The sequence below is a fragment of the Pseudomonas sp. D2002 genome, from assembly GCF_013385735.1.
Taxonomy (GTDB): domain Bacteria; phylum Pseudomonadota; class Gammaproteobacteria; order Pseudomonadales; family Pseudomonadaceae; genus Aquipseudomonas.
Window position 1 is genome coordinate 381,862 of sequence record NZ_JACAPL010000006.1, and the last position, 17,891, is coordinate 399,752.

A 17,891-nucleotide genomic window follows, 5' to 3' on the forward strand; every position below is an offset into this window, starting at 1 on the left:
GGTAAAGATTCAGACAGCCAGTGTGCCCGAGTGTTACAGCGCTGTCAGGCGATTGGCCCGCGCGGGTAGCGTTTAAGCTTCTCGAGCAGCTCTGCACCGGGGATCGGCCGGTCGAAGAGGTAGCCTTGGCCCACATCGCAGCGATGCCGGCGCAGGAACGCCAGTTGCTCGGCGGTCTCGATGCCTTCGGCCACCACCTTGAGCTTGAGGTTGTGGGCCATGGCGATCACCGCCGAGGTGATTTCCATGTCGTCCTGGTTGTCCGGGATTTCGTGGATAAAACTGCGATCGATCTTGATGATGTCGATGGGGAATTTTTTCAGGTAGCTCAGCGATGAGTAACCCGTGCCGAAGTCGTCCATGGCCAGGGTCAGGCCAAAACTCTTCAGTTGGTCGAGTTGCAGGCGCGTGTCTTCGGTGGCTTCCAGCAGCAGGCCTTCGGTCAGCTCGAGCTCCAGCAGGTTGGCGGGCAACTGTTCTTCCTTGAGGATGGTGGCAATCGAGGCCACCAGATCCGGGTCGGAGAACTGCTTGGGCGACAGGTTGATCGCCACCTGCAAATTGCCCATGCCTGCGGCGGTCAGCTGACGGCTCATGCGGCAGGCCTGGCGGGCGATCCATTTGCCGATCGGGATGATCAGCCCGGTTTCTTCGGCCACGCTGATGAATTGATCAGGGCGGATCATGCCCTTTTCCGGGTGGTTCCAGCGCAGCAGCGCTTCCATGCCCAGCAAGCGGCCGCTGCGCAGGCACAGTTTGGGCTGGTAGAACACGTCCAGCTCGTTCTGAGTCAGGGCGCGGCGCAGGTTGTTTTCCACGAACAGTTTGTAACTGGCCTCGGCATTCAGCGCCTCGGTAAACACCTGTACCTGGTGTTTGCCGTTGGCTTTGGCCTTGTGCAGCGCCAACCCGGCGTTACGCATCAGGGTTTGCGGGTCGCGGCCATGCAGAGGCGCACAGGCCAGGCCCACGGAGCCGGTGACGCTGATCAGTTGGTTGTCGACGAACATCGGTTTGTCGAGGGTCGCCAGCAATTGGCTGGCGACCTGCTGGCCAGTCTCCAGGTCGGTGTCGTCGAGCAACACCGCAAACTCGTTACTGGCAAACCGCGCCAGGCTGCCACTGGCACTCAAGCTATTGCGCAGGCGGCGCGCCAGGCTGATCAGCAGCTTGTCGCCCGTTTGGTGGCCAAGGCTGTCGTTGATCCGCTTGAAGTTGTCGATGTCCACCAGCAACAGGCTGATCGGGCTGTCGCTGTCGCGGGCAAAGCGCTCGTCGAGGTTACGGATAAACGCCGGGCGGTTGCCCAGGTTGGTCAGGTTGTCGGTGTAGGCCAGGCGCTCGATGCGCTGCTGGGCCAGCTTGGTCTGGGTGATGTCTTCGTAGATGCCGATGTAGTGGGTCAGCTCACGGTTGTCGCCATACACTTTGGAAATCGACAGCTGGCCCCAGTAGGGTTCGAGGTTCTTGCGTCGGCTCTTGAACTCACCCTGCCAACTGTTGCTCTTGGCCAGGCTCGACGGGGCGTCGAACAGCAGTTCGCTGAGGTTCTCCAGGGCCGGCAACTGCGCCAGGCGATGGCCATGGACTTCTTCGGCGCTGTACTGGGTGATCGCGGTGAAGCTGGGGTTGACGTACTCCACCACGCCGTCGCAATTGACCAGCAGAAAGGCGTTGGCGCTTTGCTCCACGGCACGCTGGAACAGGTGCAGCGCGCTGGTGGCGGTGCGCCGGTTGTGGTTGTTGATCACTTGCGCGAATTGGTCCGCCAACTCGCCGGCAAAGGCGATCTCATCGGCCTGCCAGGCACGCGAGCTGCCGCTTTGTTCCAGGCACAATACGCCGATCACCTGGCCATCAACGCGGATGCTGGCGTCGAGCATGGCGTGCACATCCTTGGCGCGCAGGCTCTCGGCCATTTCCCGGGTGCGCGGGTCGCGCATCGCATGGGTGGCGTCGATGGCACGGCTCGAATGCAGGGCTTCCAGGTAGTCCGGGAAGCCGCTGGCGTCGATCGCTTCAGGCAAGTGGTGTTGTTGGTCGTCGCGGTGGTACGCCGAGATCGGCACCAGGCGCTGGCCTTCAAGGTTCCAGATGCTCGCGCAATCGATCTGGTAGATATCGCAGGCGCTGCGGGTGATCAGCTCGGCGGCTTCCTGCAACGAATTGGGCGTGGTGTAGCGCTGGCGCGCCAGCAGCAGGATCAGCTCCTGTTGGGCGCGCACGCGTTCCAGGTGCTGCAATTGTTCCTGCTGGGCGCGCTGGTTGAGTTCCAGGGCGATCTGCAGGCGGCTGTTCTGGTTTTCCAGGTCGGCCGTCGGGGCGGCGGTGGGGATTTCGCTGAACAGCCCGTCGACCACCATCAGGTAGCCGCGCAGCAGGTGACGGTTGTGTTGTTTGTAGGCCTCGCCCATTTCCAGCAGGCTCAGCGGGCCGTCATTGGTGTGCAGGGTGTAGCGCACCAGGTAATGCGGGCTCTGGGTCAGTTGCTGCTGGATCGCATCGTGTAGCTGATAGCGCGCTTGAGGTTCCATCAAGCTGGCGTAGGGTGTGCCGACCAATGCACACAGTTCCATCGCCGGCAGACCGAATTGGCGCTCGCAATTGGGGTCGAGGTACAGCAGCGCCCAGCTTGCCTCATTAAGCCGCTCGAAACGCAGCATACCGAGGCGCGAGGGCACCGGTAACTGCGTCACTACCTCGGCCGCCATACGGGCGACATCGGGTTGGCTTTTCATGGGGAAACTCGCTTGGGAAAATGCGCACGGCGCCGGGCTCACGCCCTCTTTACTGTCGCCTGCGGCAAGGTTGCATCATGCAGCACGCACTGACAAGAGAGGATGAAGGCTAAGTGCTATATGGCTGTTATCGGCCGCCGGAGCGGTTTCTGCAATCCAGGTGATGGGTGGCGCATTGACGCAGGTACGACGCCCTTTGCCCCTACAAAAAAGCCGGCCAAAAAAAGCCCCGCCAATTGGCGGGGTTGAGGTACGAGCGTGGCGCTCGAAAATCGGTGCAGCCAGGCCTCTGCGGTGAAGCAGAGGCCCGTTGAGGCTTACAGCAAGATGGTGCGGATGTCGTTCAGCAGTTGGCTCAGACGCTGCGTGAAGCGTGCAGCAGCGGCGCCGTTGATCACACGGTGATCGTAGGACAACGACAGCGGCAGCATCAGCTTCGGCTGGAACGCTTTACCGTCCCACACAGGCTGGATGGTTGCTTTGGACACACCCAGGATCGCCACTTCCGGCGCGTTGACGATTGGCGTGAAGCCAGTGCCGCCAATGTGCCCGAGGCTGGAGATGGTGAAGCACGCGCCCTGCATGTCGTCCGGGGTGAGCTTCTTGTCGCGGGCCTTGGCAGCCAGTGCAGCGGCTTCGGCAGCAAGTTGCAGCAGGCTCTTCTGGTCGACGTTCTTGATGACCGGTACCAGCAGGCCATCCGGGGTGTCTACCGCGAAACCGATGTGCACGTACTTCTTGCGGATAATCGCCTTGCCGCTTGGTGCCAGCGAGGCGTTGAAGTCCGGCAGCTCCTTGAGCAAATGCGCGCAAGCCTTGAGCAGCAGCGGCAGCACGGTCAGTTTCACGCCGGCCTTTTCGGCCACGGCTTTCTGCGCAACGCGGAAAGCTTCCAGGTCGGTGATGTCGGCCTGGTCGAACTGGGTCACGTGCGGGATGTTCAGCCAGCTTGCGTGCAGACCGGCCGCGCCGATTTGCATCAGGCGGGTCATCGGCACTTCTTCTATTTCGCCGAAGCGGCTGAAGTCGACGGTGCGGATCGGCGGAATGCCCGAACCACCGGTCGCGCCGCCAGCAGCCGGCGCTTCCTTGGCTTTCTGCATCATGGCTTTGACGTAAACCTGCACGTCTTCTTTCAGCACGCGACCGTGTGGGCCAGTGGCCGACACAGCGTTCAGCTCAACGCCGAACTCACGGGCCAGCTGACGCACGGCAGGGCCGGCGTGAACCTTGGCACCGCTTGGCGCAGGTGCGGCAGCCGCAGGGGCCGGTGCGGCCTCGGCTTTTGCAGCAGGCGCAGGCGCAGCAGCCGGAGCCGCTTCAGCCTTGGCAGCCGGAGCAGCGGCGGCGGGTGCCGGTGCGGCGGCAGGCGCAGCGCCTTGTACTTTGAGCTTGAGGATGAAGTCGCCAGTGCCGACTTCGTCTTCCAGCTTGACCGCGATGCTTTCCACCACGCCGGCAGCCGGCGAAGGGATTTCCATGGAGGCCTTGTCGGACTCCAGGGTGATCAGCGACTGGTCGGCTTCGACAGTGTCGCCGACCTTGACCAGCAGCTCGATGATCTTGGCCTTGCCCGACGAGCCGATGTCCGGAACATGAATGTCCTGAACGGAGGCGGCGGCAGGTGCAGCGGCCGGGGCTGGAGCAGCCTCGGCAGCGGCAGGTTTTTCAGCAGCAGGTGCGGGTGCAGCAGCGGCAGCAGGCGCTGGCGCAGGGGCCGCATCAGCGGCACCTTCGATTTCCAGTTCCAGCAGTTCGTCGCCTTCTTTCAGGCGGTCGCCCAGCTTCACTTTCAGGCTCTTGACCACACCGGCTTTGGGAGCAGGGATTTCCATGCTCGCCTTGTCCGATTCCAGGGTCAGGATGCTCTGGTCGGCTTCGACTTTGTCGCCGACCTTCACAAACAGCTCGATTACTTCACCTTCACCGCTGCCGATGTCAGGTACGCGAATGAGTTCGCTCACAAAAAATCTCCTCAGCAGTCCAGTGGGTTGCGTTTTTCCGGGTTGATCCCGAACTTGACGATAGCGTCAGCCACCACCTTAGGTTCGATCTCACCACGGTCAGCCAAGGCTTCCAGGGCTGCCAACACCACGAAATGACGGTCAACTTCGAAGAAGTGACGCAGCTTCTTGCGGCTGTCACTGCGGCCGAAACCGTCGGTGCCCAGGACTTTGAATTCCTTGGACGGGACCCACTGGCGAATCTGTTCAGCAAACAGCTTCATGTAGTCGGTAGAGGCGATGACTGGACCTTTACGGCCGGCCAGGCATTCTTCGACGTAGCTCTTCGCTGGCTTCTGACCTGGGTGCAGGCGGTTATTGCGCTCTACGGCCAGGCCGTCGCGACGCAGTTCGTTGAAGCTGGTAACGCTCCACACGTCAGCGCCGACGTTGAACTCATCACGCAGGATCTTCGCCGCTTCACGCACTTCACGCAGGATGGTGCCGGAGCCCATCAGCTGCACGTGGTGCGCCGCTTCCTTGGTGTCTTCTTCGAGCAGGTACATGCCCTTGATGATGCCTTCCTCAACACCGGCCGGCATGGCTGGTTGCTGGTAGGACTCGTTCATCACGGTGATGTAGTAGAAAACGTCCTGCTGCTCTTCGGTCATCTTCTTCATGCCGTCCTGGATGATCACCGCCAGCTCATAGCCGTAGGTTGGATCAAAGGTGCGGCAGTTCGGGATGGTGGCAGCCAGGATGTGGCTGTGACCGTCTTCGTGTTGCAGGCCTTCGCCGTTCAGCGTGGTACGGCCGGCGGTGCCGCCGATCAGGAAGCCACGGGTACGGCTGTCGCCTGCTGCCCACGCCAGGTCGCCAATACGCTGGAAACCGAACATCGAGTAGAAGATGTAGAACGGCAGCATCGGCTGGTTGTGGCTGGAGTACGAAGTACCGGCAGCGATGAAGGAGCTCATGGCGCCCGCTTCGTTGATGCCTTCTTCGAGGATCTGGCCCTTCTTGTCTTCCTTGTAGAACATCACCTGGTCTTTATCGACTGGCTCGTAGAGCTGGCCGACGGAGGAGTAGATGCCCAACTGACGGAACATGCCTTCCATACCGAAGGTACGGGCTTCGTCCGGGATGATCGGGACGATACGCGAGCCGATTTCCTTGTCCTTGACCAGCTGCGCGAGGATCCGCACGAAGGCCATGGTGGTGGAGATTTCACGGTCGCCCGAGCCGTCCAGGATAGCCTTGAGGGTATCCAGTGGCGGGGTCGGAATATCGAAGGACTTGGCGCGGCGCTGTGGCACGAAACCGCCCAGTGCAGCGCGACGCTCGCTGAGGTAGCGGGCTTCGGCGCTGTTTGGCTCCGGCTTGAAGAACGGCAGGTTCTCCAGCTCTTCGTCCTTGACCGGGATGTCGAAACGATCGCGGAACAGCTTCAGGCTTTCAACATCAACTTTCTTGGTGTTGTGCGCAGTGTTTTTCGCTTCGCCGGCACCGGTGCCATAACCCTTGATGGTCTTGGCCAGGATGACGGTCGGTTGTTCTTTGTGGTTGACCGCTTCGTGGTACGCCGCGTAGACCTTGTACGGGTCGTGGCCGCCACGGTTGAGTTTCCAGATCTCGTCGTCGGACAGGTCTGCAACCATCGCCTTGAGTTCAGGCGTGTTGAAGAAGTGTTCACGCACGAACGCGCCGTCTTTGGCCTTGTAGTTCTGGTACTCGCCGTCGATGACTTCGTCCATGCGACGTTGCAGGATACCGTCGACGTCTTTGGCCAGCAGTGGGTCCCAGAAACGGCCCCAGATGACTTTGGTCACGTTCCACTGAGCTCCGCGGAACACGCCTTCGAGTTCCTGGATGATCTTGCCGTTGCCGCGAACCGGGCCGTCGAGGCGCTGCAGGTTGCAGTTGATGACGAAGATCAGGTTGTCGAGCTTCTCGCGGCCAGCCAGGGAGATGGCGCCCAGGGATTCCGGCTCGTCGCACTCGCCGTCGCCCAGGAAGCACCAGACTTTCTGCTTGCCTTCAGGGATGAAGCCACGCGCTTCCAGGTACTTCATGAAGCGAGCCTGGTAGATCGCCTGGATCGGGCCAAGGCCCATGGATACAGTCGGGAACTGCCAGAAATCAGGCATCAGCCAAGGGTGCGGGTACGACGACAGGCCGTTACCGTCCACTTCCTGGCGGAAGTTGTTCATGTGTTCTTCAGTGATGCGGCCTTCCATGAACGCACGGGCGTAAACGCCTGGAGAAGTGTGGCCCTGGAAGTAGATCAGGTCGCCGCCGTGTTCGTCGGTCGGGGCCTGGAAGAAGTAGTTGAAGCCGATGTCATACAGGGTTGCGCTGGAAGCGAAGCTGGAGATGTGACCGCCCAGGTCAGAATCTTTCAAGTTCGTGCGCATTACCATCGCCATGGCGTTCCAACGTACCAGCGAGCGAATGCGGCGTTCCATGAACAGGTCGCCAGGCATGCGTGCTTCGTGGGTAACGGGGATGGTGTTGCGGTATGGCGTAGTGATGGCGTAGGGCAGTTGCGAGCCGCTGCGGGTCGCGAGTTCGCCCATACGGGTCATCAGGTAGTGAGCACGGTCTTCGCCTTCTTTGTCGAGAACCGATTCCAGGGCGTCCAGCCATTCCTGGGTTTCGACGGGATCGAGGTCTTGCATGGCTTGCTCCAGGGCGGAAAGGCTACCAGAATCGGTTGCCTGAAGTTTGCGACTGGCCTTGTGGGCAGACGACATAAATTCTTGGATGGCCGAAGGTTGCTTCGGCGTCCTGTAGTTTTACTACAAATCGTCGGCCATTTCAGCCTTTCGAATGTATATACGAGTAGTAAAACTACACAAGACTGAGCGTATGGCTCAGTCTGGCTGGTGAGCATAATCGTTATTGTTGATCTTTTGCGAACAAGAAAAGGTGAAAGTTTGATGTTGCCTGCCAAGATTAATCTAATTTCAGCTATTTATAACCTTTGTTCGACAGTCCTTCACCGAGCGTGGTTCTTGCGTTCACAGCAACACGCCATTTACGCGCCGATCAAGGATAGACCATGAGCCTTCCAACGCTGGCCGAACTACCGGCCATTCTCTTGCCTTTTGCCCAGCGGGCCGAGCAGTCATTTCGTGACGCAGTGGCCGCGCTGGACGCCGATCATGGCCTTTCTGAGTGGACGCCGCAACGGTGGGCTGAATTCGCCCGCGTGTGCGCCGCCAGTGATTTCGTCATTGAACAGAGCTTGCGTGACCCTTTGATGTTGCTCGAACTGGTGGCCTGGGGCGAGCTGGACCGCGGCTTTGCGCCCGGTGAGCTGTGCGGCCAGATCGCCGGCGCCGTGCAACAGGCCGAAACAGAAGATGAGCTGGGCCGCGTACTGCGCCGCCAACGCACGCGCCAGCAAGTGCGCATCATCTGGCGCGACCTGACGCGCCAGGCCGACCTGGTGCAAACCTGCCGTGACCTTTCCGATATGGCCGACGCCAGCATCGACCAAGCTTATCAATGGCTGTACCAACGCCACTGCGTGCAATTCGGCACGCCTACCGGCCGTCGCAGCGGCGAAGCCCAGCACATGGTCATCCTCGGCATGGGCAAGCTCGGTGCGGTGGAGCTGAACCTGTCGTCCGATATCGACCTGATCTTCGCCTACCCCGAGGGCGGCGAGACGGTGGGCGTGAAGCGCGCCCTGGATAACCAGGAGTTTTTTATTCGCCTTGGTCAAAAATTGATCAAGGCCCTCGACCCGATGACGGTCGACGGGTTTGTGTTCCGCGTCGACATGCGCCTGCGCCCTTACGGTTCGGCCGGTGCCTTGGTGCTCAGCTTCAATGCCCTGGAACAGTACTATCAGGACCAGGGCCGCGACTGGGAACGCTATGCCATGATCAAGGCGCGCGTCGTCGCCGGCGACCAAGTGGCCGGTGCGCAACTGCTGGATATGCTGCGCCCGTTCGTCTACCGCCGTTACCTGGACTTTTCCGCCATCGAAGCGCTGCGCACCATGAAGCAGCTGATCCAGCAGGAAGTGCGGCGCAAGGGCATGGCCGACAACATCAAGCTGGGCTCGGGCGGCATCCGCGAAGTGGAATTCATCGCCCAGGCGTTCCAGCTGATCCACGGTGGCCGCGACCTCAGCCTGCAACAGCGGCCGTTGCTCAAAGTGCTCGGCACCCTGGAAGGCCAGGGCTATTTGCCGCCGGCGGTGATCGCCGAGCTGCGCAATGGCTACGAATTCCTGCGTTACACCGAGCACGCGATCCAGGCGATTGCCGACCGCCAGACGCAAATGCTCCCCGACAGCCCGGAAGACCAGGCGCGCATTGCCTTTATGCTCGGCTTCGCCGATTGGGCCGCCTTCCACGAGCGCCTGATGTACTGGCGTGGCCGGGTGGACTGGCACTTCCGCCAAGTGATCGCCGATCCCGATGAAGAGGAGGGCGAAGAAAGCGAGTTGGTCGTAGGCGGCGAATGGCTGCCGCTGTGGGAAGAGTCCCAGGACGAAGACGCTGCTTGCCGCCAGTTGGCCGAAGGTGGTTTTACCGATGCGCCCAAAGCCCTCAAAGCCTTGACTGGCCTGCGCGGCAGCCCGCAACTGCGTGCCATGCAGCGCTTGGGCCGCGAACGGCTCGATGCGTTTATCCCGCGCCTGCTGGCCCAGGCCGTCGAACACGCCAACCCGGACCTGGTGCTGGAGCGCGTATTGCCGTTGGTCGAGGCCGTCGCGCGCCGTTCGGCTTATCTGGTGCTGCTCACGGAAAACCCCGACGCCCTGCGTCGCCTGCTGACCCTGTGCGCCGCCAGCCCGTGGATCGCCGAGCAGATCACGCGCTTCCCGCTGTTGCTCGACGAACTGCTCAACGAAGGCCGCCTGTTCAAGCCGCCATTGGCGCCGGAACTCGCCGCCGAGTTGCGCGAGCGCCTTACGCGCATCCCTGAAGATGACCTTGAGCAGCAGATGGAGGCCTTGCGCCACTTCAAGCTGGCCCACCGCCTGCGTGTGGCCGCGTCGGAAATCGCCGGCAGCCTGCCGCTGATGAAAGTCAGCGACTACCTGACCTGGCTGGCCGAAGCCATCCTCGAACAAGTGCTGGCCCTGGCGTGGCGCCAGACTGTGGCGCGCTACGGCTCGCCGCGGCGGGTCGACGGCACGCTGTGCGACCCCGGGTTTATCATCGTCGGTTATGGCAAGGTCGGCGGCATCGAACTGGGCCATGGCTCCGACCTGGACCTGGTATTTATCCACGATGGCGACCCGCAAGCCGAAACTGACGGTGCCAAACCCATCGACGGCGCGCAGTTCTTCACGCGCCTGGGCCAGCGGATCATCCATTTGCTGACCACCCAGACCAACTCCGGCCAGCTGTATGAAGTGGACATGCGCCTGCGACCTTCCGGCGCGTCCGGTTTGCTGGTGAGTTCGCTGGGGGCGTTCGAGCGCTATCAGGAAAATGAAGCCTGGACCTGGGAGCATCAAGCGCTGATCCGTGCGCGGGTGCTGGTGGGCAGCCAGGATGTGGGCCATGCGTTCGAGCAGGTCCGCGCTAAAGTACTCGGGCGTGAGCGCGACTTGGCCAAGTTGCGCCAGGAAGTCAGCGAGATGCGCGCCAAGATGCGCGACAACCTGGGCACCAAGTCGACGGCGGCCGGCACCGGCGCCAATGCCTTCGAGCCCACGGCGGCGTTCGACCTCAAGCAGGACGCCGGAGGTATCGTCGATATTGAATTTATGGTGCAATACGCGGCTTTGGCGTGGTCTGCGCAACATCCATCGTTGCTGCGCTATACCGACAATATCCGCATTCTGGAGGGCCTGGAGCAGGTCGGGCTGATGCCCGCCGCCGATGCCCATCTGTTGCGTGAGGTGTATAAGGCCTACCGTTCCGCCGCACACCGCCAGGCTTTGCAAAATGAGGCCGGCACAGTGGCTGGGGATCAGTTCGCCGACGAACGGCGTCAGGTGATGCGAATCTGGAATGAACTGGGTTTAAGCTGATTAATTAAGTGGCTCCAATTTAGTGTGGAAATCGGCTTTATGTGGGAGCCGGGCTTGCCCGCGATGCAGGCGCCTCGGTACTTCAGCCATACCGAAGCGATGCCATCGCAGGCAAGCCGGCTCCCACAAAAAGCGCGATCTACAATCATTGTCGAGGCGGGGAGGCTTAAGCCTCCCCGCATCGTTTGTGGAAACTACATGAATATTCTGATCGTTGGGCCCAGTTGGGTCGGTGACATGGTGATGGCGCAGACACTGTTCCAGTGCCTGAAACAGCGTCACCCCGACTGCCAAATCGACGTGCTCGCCCCTGAGTGGAGCCGGCCGATCCTCGAGCGCATGCCCGAGGTGCGCAAGGCCTTGAGTTTCCCGCTCGGCCACGGCGCCCTTGAGCTGGCGACGCGTCGGCGCATCGGCAAATCCATGGTCGGCGAGTACGACCAGGCGATCCTGCTGCCCAATTCGCTCAAGTCGGCGCTGGTGCCGTATTTTGCCGGCATCCCCAAGCGCACCGGCTGGCGCGGCGAGTTTCGCTACGTATTGCTCAACGACGTGCGCACCCTCGACAAGGCGCGCTACCCGCTGATGATCGAACGTTTCATGGCCCTGGCCTACGAGCCCGGCGCCGAGTTGCCCACGCCGTACCCGCGCCCGAGCTTGCAGATCGACCCAGTGACCCGCGACGCGGCGCTGGCCAAGTTCGGCCTGCAACTCGACCGCCCGGTGCTGGCGCTGTGCCCTGGCGCGGAGTTTGGCGAGTCCAAACGCTGGCCGTCGGAGCATTACGCCAAAGTCGCCGAGATGAAGATTCGCGAAGGCTGGCAGGTGTGGTTGTTCGGCTCGAAAAACGATCACTCGGTGGGCGAGGACATCCGCCAGCGCCTGATTCCCGGCCTGCGCGAAGAAGCCGTGAACCTCAGCGGCGACACGTCCCTGGCCGAAGCCATCGACCTGTTGTCCTGCGCCGATTCGGTGGTGTCCAACGACTCCGGCCTGATGCACGTAGCCGCCGCGTTGAACCGCCCACTGGTGGCGGTGTACGGCTCGACCTCGCCGGGTTTCACACCGCCGTTGGCCGATAAGGTCGAAGTGGTGCGCCTGGGTTTGGACTGCAGCCCGTGTTTCGACCGCACCTGCCGTTTCGGCCACTACAATTGCCTGCGCCAGTTGCTGCCGCAACCGGTCAGCGATGCCTTGCAGCGGTTGCAGGGCTCTGTGGTCGAGGTTCGTTAGTTTGCGCGTACTGGTAATCAAGACCTCATCCCTGGGCGACGTGATCCACGCCTTGCCGGCACTCACCGACGCAGCGCGGGCGATCCCCGGCATTCGCTTTGATTGGGTGGTGGAAGAAGGCTTTGCCGAGATCCCCACCTGGCACCCGGCGGTGGACAAGGTCATCCCGGTGGCGATTCGTCGCTGGCGCAAAAACATTTGGCAAACCATCAAGAGCGGCGAGTGGCGGCGTTTCAAGCAGCGCGTGCAGTCGACTAAATACGACTTGGTGATCGACGCCCAAGGCCTGCTGAAAAGTGCCTGGCTGACGCGCTATGTGCGTGCGCCGGTGGCAGGTTTCGACAAGCATTCGGCACGCGAACCCATCGCTGCGCGTTTCTACTCGCGGCGCCTGGCGGTGGCGCGTGGGCAGCACGCGGTGGAGCGGTTGCGCCAGCTGTTCGCCGTGGCGCTGGGCTATGACTTGCCCAAAGGCCTTGGCGACTATGGCCTGAGCGTCGACAAACTGCTCGGCCTGCCACCGAAAAAACCGTTCGTCTTGCTGCTGCACGGCACCACCTGGGACACCAAGCACTGGCCCGAAGCCTATTGGCGCGAGCTGGCCGAGCGCATGGGCCGCCTGGGCGTGGACGTGAAGTTGCCGTGGGGCAATGCCGCCGAAAAAGCCCGCGCCGAACGCCTGGCCCAAGGCCTGGCCAACGCCGAAGTGCTGCCCAAGCTGAACCTGGCCGGCGTCGCCCGTGTTCTGGCCGGCGCCCGCGCCTGCGTGGCGGTCGACACCGGCCTCGGCCACTTGGCCGCTGCGTTGGATGTGCCGACCATTTCCCTGTTCGGCCCCACCAACCCCGGCCTCACCGGCGCCTACGGCAAGGGTCAGATTCACCTGGCCAGCGATTTTCCGTGCGCGCCGTGCCTGCAAAAACACTGTACCTATCAACCCACGGCCGACGATGCGCGTCGGTTCGACATCAAGCGCGAGTCGCCCCTGTGCTTCACGCGCTTGAACCCTGAGCGTGTGGCAAGCCGGCTGAGCACGTTGTTACTGGCTGAGGAGCTGCACTGATGCAACTGGCTTTTGTTCTGTACAAATATTTCCCCTTCGGTGGCCTGCAGCGCGACTTCATGCGCATCGCCCTGGAGTGCCAGCAGCGCGGCCACCAGATTCGTGTCTACACGCTGATCTGGGAAGGCGACATCCCGCCCGGCTTCGAAGTGCTGGTGGCGCCGGTCAAGGCGTTTTTCAACCATCGGCGCAATGAAAAACTCAGCGCGTGGATGGAGGCAGACCTGGCCAAGCGCCCGGTCGACCGCCTGATTGGCTTCAACAAAATGCCCGGCCTGGACGTGTACTACGCCGCCGACGGCTGCTTTGAAGACAAGGCGCAAAACCTGCGTCATTCGCTGTACAAACGTTTTGGCCGTTACAAGCACTTCGCCGAGTACGAGCGCGCGGTGTTTGCCAAGGAAGCCAAGACCGAAGTGTTGATGATTTCCGAAGTACAGCAACCGCTGTTTATCAAGCACTACGACACGCCGCTGGAGCGCTTCCACCTGCTGCCGCCAGGCATCGCCCAGGACCGCCGCGCGCCGCCGAATGCCGCCGAAATCCGCGAAGGTTTCCGCAAGGAATTCAACCTCGCCGACGACGACTTGCTGCTGGTGCAAATCGGTTCGGGCTTCAAGACCAAGGGCGTCGACCGCAGCCTCAAGGCCGTGGCCGCGTTGCCGTCGGAACTGAAAAAACGCACCCGGCTGTTTGTAATTGGCCAGGACGACCCCAAAGTATTCCAATTGCAGAGCGCCACGTTGGGGCTGGGCGATAACGTGCAGTTCCTCAAGGGCCGCAGCGATATCCCGCGTTTCCTGCTGGGCGCCGACCTGTTGATCCACCCGGCGTACAACGAAAACACCGGCACCGTGTTGCTCGAAGCCTTGGTAGCCGGCTTGCCGGTGCTGGTCTCGGCCGTGTGCGGTTATGCGCATTACATCGCTGAAGCCGACAGTGGTTTGGTGTTGGATGAGCCGTTCGAACAAGCGCAGCTCAACGGGTACCTGACCCAAATGCTCACTGACACTGCACAGCGCGCGGCCTGGAGCCGCAATGGGTTGGCCTTCGCCGAGACGGCCGACCTCTACAGCATGCCGCAGCACGCGGCGGATGTGATTCTGGCGGAGCCAAAACGATGAAGTTGATTCTTGCCGAACCGTTCAAGACTTTATGGGCGGGGCGTGACGCCTTTGCCGAAGTCGAAAAACTGCAAGGCCAGGTATTTCGCGAACTGGCTGCGCGTCGCACCTTGCGCACCGAGGTGGAGGGCCGCCCGTATTTCGTGAAAATCCACCGTGGCATCGGCTGGGGCGAAATCTTCAAGAATTTGATCACCGCCAAACTGCCGGTGCTCGGCGCCGGCCTTGAGTGGGCGGCGATCCACCGCCTGCAAGAACTCGGCGTGCCGACCATGACCGGCGTGGCGTTCGGCGAAAAGGGCAGCAACCCGGCGGACCAGCACTCGTTCATCATCACCGAAGAGCTGGCCCCGACCATCAGCCTGGAAGACCTGACCGTCAATTGGGTGGCCGAGCCGCCGGCGTTCGCCTTGCGCCTGGCGCTCACGGCCGAACTGGCCCGAATGGTCGGCGACATGCACCGTGGCGGCGTCAATCACCGCGACTGCTACCTGTGCCACTTCCTGTTGGACACCGCGCAACCCATCGACGCCCGCAACATCAAGCTGTCGGTGATCGACCTGCACCGCGCCCAATTGCGTGCCCACTTGCCGCTGCGCTGGCGCGACAAAGACTTGTCTGCGCTGTACTACTCGGCGCTGGAAATCGGCCTGACGCAGCGTGACAAGCTGCGCTTCCTCAAAGGTTACTTCCGCCAGCCACTGCGCCAGATCCTGGCCGAGCAGTCGGCGTCCTTGAGCCTGCTGCAGCGCAAGGCCGACAAGCTGTACGCGCGCAAGCAGCGCCTAGGGGATGCGATCTGATGGCGGGTTGGAACCTGGAACCCGCTTATGCCGCCCTGGCGGATGACTTTGGCAGCCTTGAGGCGGTGTTTGCCCTGCAAGGCGAGCGCCTGACCCGCGACCCGCTGTCGGAAGTGATTCGGGTCGAGCGCGGCGGGGTCAATTACTACGTCAAGCGCTACGTCGGCGCCGGCAAAGGCCTGCGCCGCTACCTGGGCAAGCCACGGGTGAAGTCCGAGTGGCAGAACCTCAAGCGCTTCGCCAAGTGGGGCATTCCCACGGCCGATGTGGTGGCCTGGGGCCTGGAGCGCAAAGGGCTGGCGTATGACCGTGGTGCGATGATCACTCGCGAGCTGCCGAAAACCGAAGACCTGTCGGCGCTGGCCGACCGTCACGATGCCTGTTTGAAAGACCCGAAATGGGTCAACGCAGTCAGCCGCCAGCTCGCCGAATACACCCGTACCATGCACGAGCACCGCTTCACGCATAACGATTTGAAGTGGCGCAACCTGTTGGTCGACGATCAGCAAACCCTGTACCTGATCGACTGCCCCAATGGCGATTTCTGGCGCGGCTTCTGGCTCAAGTACCGGATTACCAAGGACCTGGCCTGCCTGGACAAGGTCGCCAAGTATCACTTGTCGGCCACCCAGCGCTTGCGTTTTTACATGCAATACCGCCAACGCACCCACCTGACGGCGTCAGACAAACAGCGTATTCGCCATGTGGTGAAGTTTTTCGAGGGACGCGAATGAGTGATTTTTTGGCGGCCGAAGACCGCGCTCTGCTTGAGCGCCACGGCCTCGCAACCTTCGACGCCCTGTGGGCCAGGCAACTGGACGCGGTGGATGAGCCCAATACCAGTGAGGGCGGTTGGAGCAGCGTGTTTCGCCTGGAGCTTGAGGGCCAGGGTTACTACCTCAAGCGCCAGAGCAACTACCTGACGCGCACGCTGCATTCGCCCTTTGGCGAACCCACCTTTGCCCGCGAATTTCGCAATATCAGCCGTTACCAGAAGCTCGGTATTCCGGCGTTGCAGGCGGCGTTTTTTGGTGAGCGCAAGGTCAACGGCGAGCGCCATGCGATGCTGCTCACGCGTGCCCTCGACGGCTGGAATGACCTGGATTCGTTGCTGGAGCAATGGTCGCAACTGAGCGACGCCCAGCACCGCGCGATCCTGCTGGCCTGTGGTCAATTGGCGCGACACCTGCACAGCGTCGGGCAGGTGCATGGCTGCTTCTATCCCAAGCATATTTTCCTGCAGGCGGCCGGCGACGGTTATGCCGCGCAACTGATCGACCTGGAGAAAACCCGTCCGTTGCTGTTCGGCCGACGTGACCGGGTCAAGGACCTGGAGCCGCTGTTGCGCCGCGCGCCGCAGTGGTCGGATGCGCAGGTGCGGCAATTGCTGGCGGCCTACCTTGATCAACCGCAAGACAGCTCGCTGGTCAGCGCCTGGTTTGAGCGTCTGACGGCGCGGCGCAGCCACAAGGAGAAGCGCTGATGCGTTTGTCCGAGCTGAAAAAAGCCGGCCGCACACCCGGCCTGCCGCTGACCATCGAACTGGCAGACGCCGCAGGCCCCGGGCAGTTGCAACTGCTCAGCCTGTTGCGCGTGATGCCGGGCGAGCGCTATGTGGGCGCCGGCGTCTGGCGCGGGCGCACGGTGCTGGCCAAGTTGCTGGTGGGCAGCAAGGCCGCCCGCCACTTTCAGCGTGAGCTCAGCGGTGTGCGCTTGCTCGCCGAGCAAGGCCTGACCACGCCCCTGTTGCTTGCCGATGGCCTGCAGGAAGGCGAGGGTGGCTGGCTGCTGTTCGAATTTATCGAAGGCGCCGAAAGCCTTGCCGATGCCTGGCAGGCCGTCGAAGGCCTGCCGCCGCTGGCCGACGAACAAACCGCCGTGCTCGCTGAAGCATTGGCGGCGATTGCGCAGATGCATATCAAGGGCTTGTGGCAGGAAGACCTGCACCTGGACAACCTGTTGCGCCAAGACGGCAAGCTGTACCTGATTGACGGTGCCGGAATTCGCGTGGAAGAGGCGGGCAAACCGCTGTCGCGCAACCGCGTGCTGGAAAACCTCGGCGTATTCTTCGCCCAGTTGCCAAAAAACCTCGCGCCGTTCACCGAAGAATTGCTGGTGTATTACCTGCTGAGCAACGGCGAGCACGCCTTGCCGCTGGAAGCCCTGGAAAAGCAGGTGCGCAAAGTCAGCGCCTGGCGCTTGAAGGACTTTTTGAACAAAGTCGGCCGTGAATGCACGCTGTTCAGCGTGGTGCGCGGCCCCTTTGCCTTGCGTGCGATTCGTCGCGAGGAAGAGGCCGCGATGCTGTCGGTGCTGGAACAGGCTGATGCGTTGCTCGATCAAGGCCACCTGTACAAGACCGGTGGTGCGGCCAGTGTCGGCAAGGTCGAGGTGGCCGGTCGGCCGCTGGTGATCAAGCGCTACAACATCAAGGGTTTTGCCCATTGGCTCAAGCGCTTCTGGCGCCCAAGCCGTGCCTGGCATTCGTGGTGCGAAGGCAATCGCCTGGCGTTCCTGGGCATTGCTACGCCCAAACCGCTGGCGGTGTTGGAAAAACGCTTTTTCTGGCTGCGCAGCCGGGCCTATCTGGTGACTGAGTTCCTGCCGGGGCCGGACATCATCGAGCGTTTTGCGCCGTATGTTGAACACGGTGATGCGCCCGAAAACGAACTGCTGGCGCTGGACCATTTGTTTGCCGAGCTGATTCGCGAGCGCATCAGCCATGGCGATTTCAAAGGCCACAACCTGTTCTGGCACGAAGACCGCTGGGCGTTGATCGACCTCGACGCCATGTGCCAACACAGCTCAGTCGCCAGCTTCGCGCCGGCGTATGCCAAGGACCGCGCGCGGTTTATGCGCAACTGGCCGCAGAGCAGTGCGTTGTATCAACTGATAGATCAGCGTTTGCCGACAACGGTTGCTTGATCGTTCCCACGCAGAGCGTGGGAACGATCAGAAGGGTTCCGTGGCGATCAAACCTTTCGGC

General features: G+C 61.9%; 11 protein-coding genes. 8 read left to right on the top strand and 3 right to left on the bottom strand.

Annotated features, from left to right (window positions below; all coding sequences use genetic code 11):
* Positions 1-44 precede the first annotated feature (44 nt).
* From HX783_RS14675 to aceE, 3 genes are all read right to left on the bottom strand, one after another.
* Positions 45-2,738, bottom strand: coding sequence for a bifunctional diguanylate cyclase/phosphodiesterase (locus HX783_RS14675; RefSeq protein WP_177017331.1), 2,694 nt, complete (start codon positions 2,736-2,738; stop codon positions 45-47).
* A 317-nt stretch (positions 2,739-3,055) separates the two neighbouring features.
* Entirely contained in the window at positions 3,056-4,702 is a 1,647-nt protein-coding gene (aceF, locus tag HX783_RS14680; protein WP_177017332.1) for a dihydrolipoyllysine-residue acetyltransferase, read from the bottom strand.
* 11 nt (positions 4,703-4,713) lie between these two features.
* The gene (gene aceE / locus HX783_RS14685; RefSeq protein WP_159953829.1) at positions 4,714-7,359 is read right to left on the bottom strand and encodes a pyruvate dehydrogenase (acetyl-transferring), homodimeric type; all 2,646 of its coding nucleotides are present in this window, start codon (positions 7,357-7,359) and stop codon (positions 4,714-4,716) included.
* Between the two features lie 383 nt (positions 7,360-7,742).
* Between aceE and glnE the strand changes: the two genes are divergently transcribed.
* The 8 genes from glnE (at position 7,743) to HX783_RS14725 (ending at position 17,830) form a co-directional block, all read left to right on the top strand.
* Positions 7,743-10,682 (top strand): bifunctional [glutamate--ammonia ligase]-adenylyl-L-tyrosine phosphorylase/[glutamate--ammonia-ligase] adenylyltransferase, encoded by a 2,940-nt coding sequence (glnE, locus tag HX783_RS14690; protein WP_177017333.1) that lies wholly within the window; start codon positions 7,743-7,745, stop codon positions 10,680-10,682.
* A 198-nt stretch (positions 10,683-10,880) separates the two neighbouring features.
* A complete protein-coding gene (gene waaF / locus HX783_RS14695) occupies positions 10,881-11,915 on the top strand; it encodes a lipopolysaccharide heptosyltransferase II (RefSeq protein ID WP_159953831.1) in 1,035 nt (344 codons plus the stop codon).
* Between the two features lies 1 nt (position 11,916).
* Positions 11,917-12,978, top strand: a complete 1,062-nt coding sequence (gene waaC, locus HX783_RS14700) for a lipopolysaccharide heptosyltransferase I (RefSeq protein ID WP_177017334.1) — start codon at positions 11,917-11,919, stop codon at positions 12,976-12,978.
* Positions 12,978-14,102: a glycosyltransferase family 4 protein gene (locus tag HX783_RS14705; RefSeq protein WP_177017335.1), complete on the top strand. Its 1,125-nt coding sequence runs from the start codon at positions 12,978-12,980 to the stop codon at positions 14,100-14,102. The genes waaC and HX783_RS14705 overlap by 1 nt, the downstream gene beginning before the upstream one ends.
* Complete coding sequence (rfaP, locus tag HX783_RS14710) at positions 14,099-14,905, top strand: lipopolysaccharide core heptose(I) kinase RfaP (protein ID WP_177017336.1); 807 nt, start codon at positions 14,099-14,101, stop codon at positions 14,903-14,905. Before HX783_RS14705 ends, rfaP begins: the two co-directional genes overlap by 4 nt.
* On the top strand, positions 14,905-15,639 hold the full coding sequence (locus HX783_RS14715) for a lipopolysaccharide kinase InaA family protein (protein WP_177017337.1): 735 nt from the start codon (positions 14,905-14,907) through the stop codon (positions 15,637-15,639). Before rfaP ends, HX783_RS14715 begins: the two co-directional genes overlap by 1 nt.
* Entirely contained in the window at positions 15,636-16,388 is a 753-nt protein-coding gene (locus HX783_RS14720; RefSeq protein ID WP_177017338.1) for a lipopolysaccharide kinase InaA family protein, read from the top strand. Before HX783_RS14715 ends, HX783_RS14720 begins: the two co-directional genes overlap by 4 nt.
* A complete protein-coding gene (locus HX783_RS14725) occupies positions 16,388-17,830 on the top strand; it encodes a lipopolysaccharide kinase InaA family protein (RefSeq protein ID WP_177017339.1) in 1,443 nt (480 codons plus the stop codon). Before HX783_RS14720 ends, HX783_RS14725 begins: the two co-directional genes overlap by 1 nt.
* The last annotated feature ends 61 nt before the right edge of the window (positions 17,831-17,891 follow it).

Bases quoted from the DNA above. Each gene is read 5' to 3' on its own strand.
- aceE (WP_159953829.1), bottom strand. From the start codon at position 7,359: ATGCAAGACCTCGATCCCGTCGAAACCCAGGAATGGCTGGACGCCCTG.
- HX783_RS14720 (WP_177017338.1), top strand. From the start codon at position 15,636: ATGAGTGATTTTTTGGCGGCCGAAGACCGCGCTCTGCTTGAGCGCCAC.
- waaF (WP_159953831.1), top strand. From the start codon at position 10,881: ATGAATATTCTGATCGTTGGGCCCAGTTGGGTCGGTGACATGGTGATG.
- HX783_RS14675 (WP_177017331.1), bottom strand. From the start codon at position 2,738: ATGAAAAGCCAACCCGATGTCGCCCGTATGGCGGCCGAGGTAGTGACG.
- HX783_RS14725 (WP_177017339.1), top strand. From the start codon at position 16,388: ATGCGTTTGTCCGAGCTGAAAAAAGCCGGCCGCACACCCGGCCTGCCG.
- rfaP (WP_177017336.1), top strand. From the start codon at position 14,099: ATGAAGTTGATTCTTGCCGAACCGTTCAAGACTTTATGGGCGGGGCGT.
- glnE (WP_177017333.1), top strand. From the start codon at position 7,743: ATGAGCCTTCCAACGCTGGCCGAACTACCGGCCATTCTCTTGCCTTTT.
- HX783_RS14705 (WP_177017335.1), top strand. From the start codon at position 12,978: ATGCAACTGGCTTTTGTTCTGTACAAATATTTCCCCTTCGGTGGCCTG.
- HX783_RS14715 (WP_177017337.1), top strand. From the start codon at position 14,905: ATGGCGGGTTGGAACCTGGAACCCGCTTATGCCGCCCTGGCGGATGAC.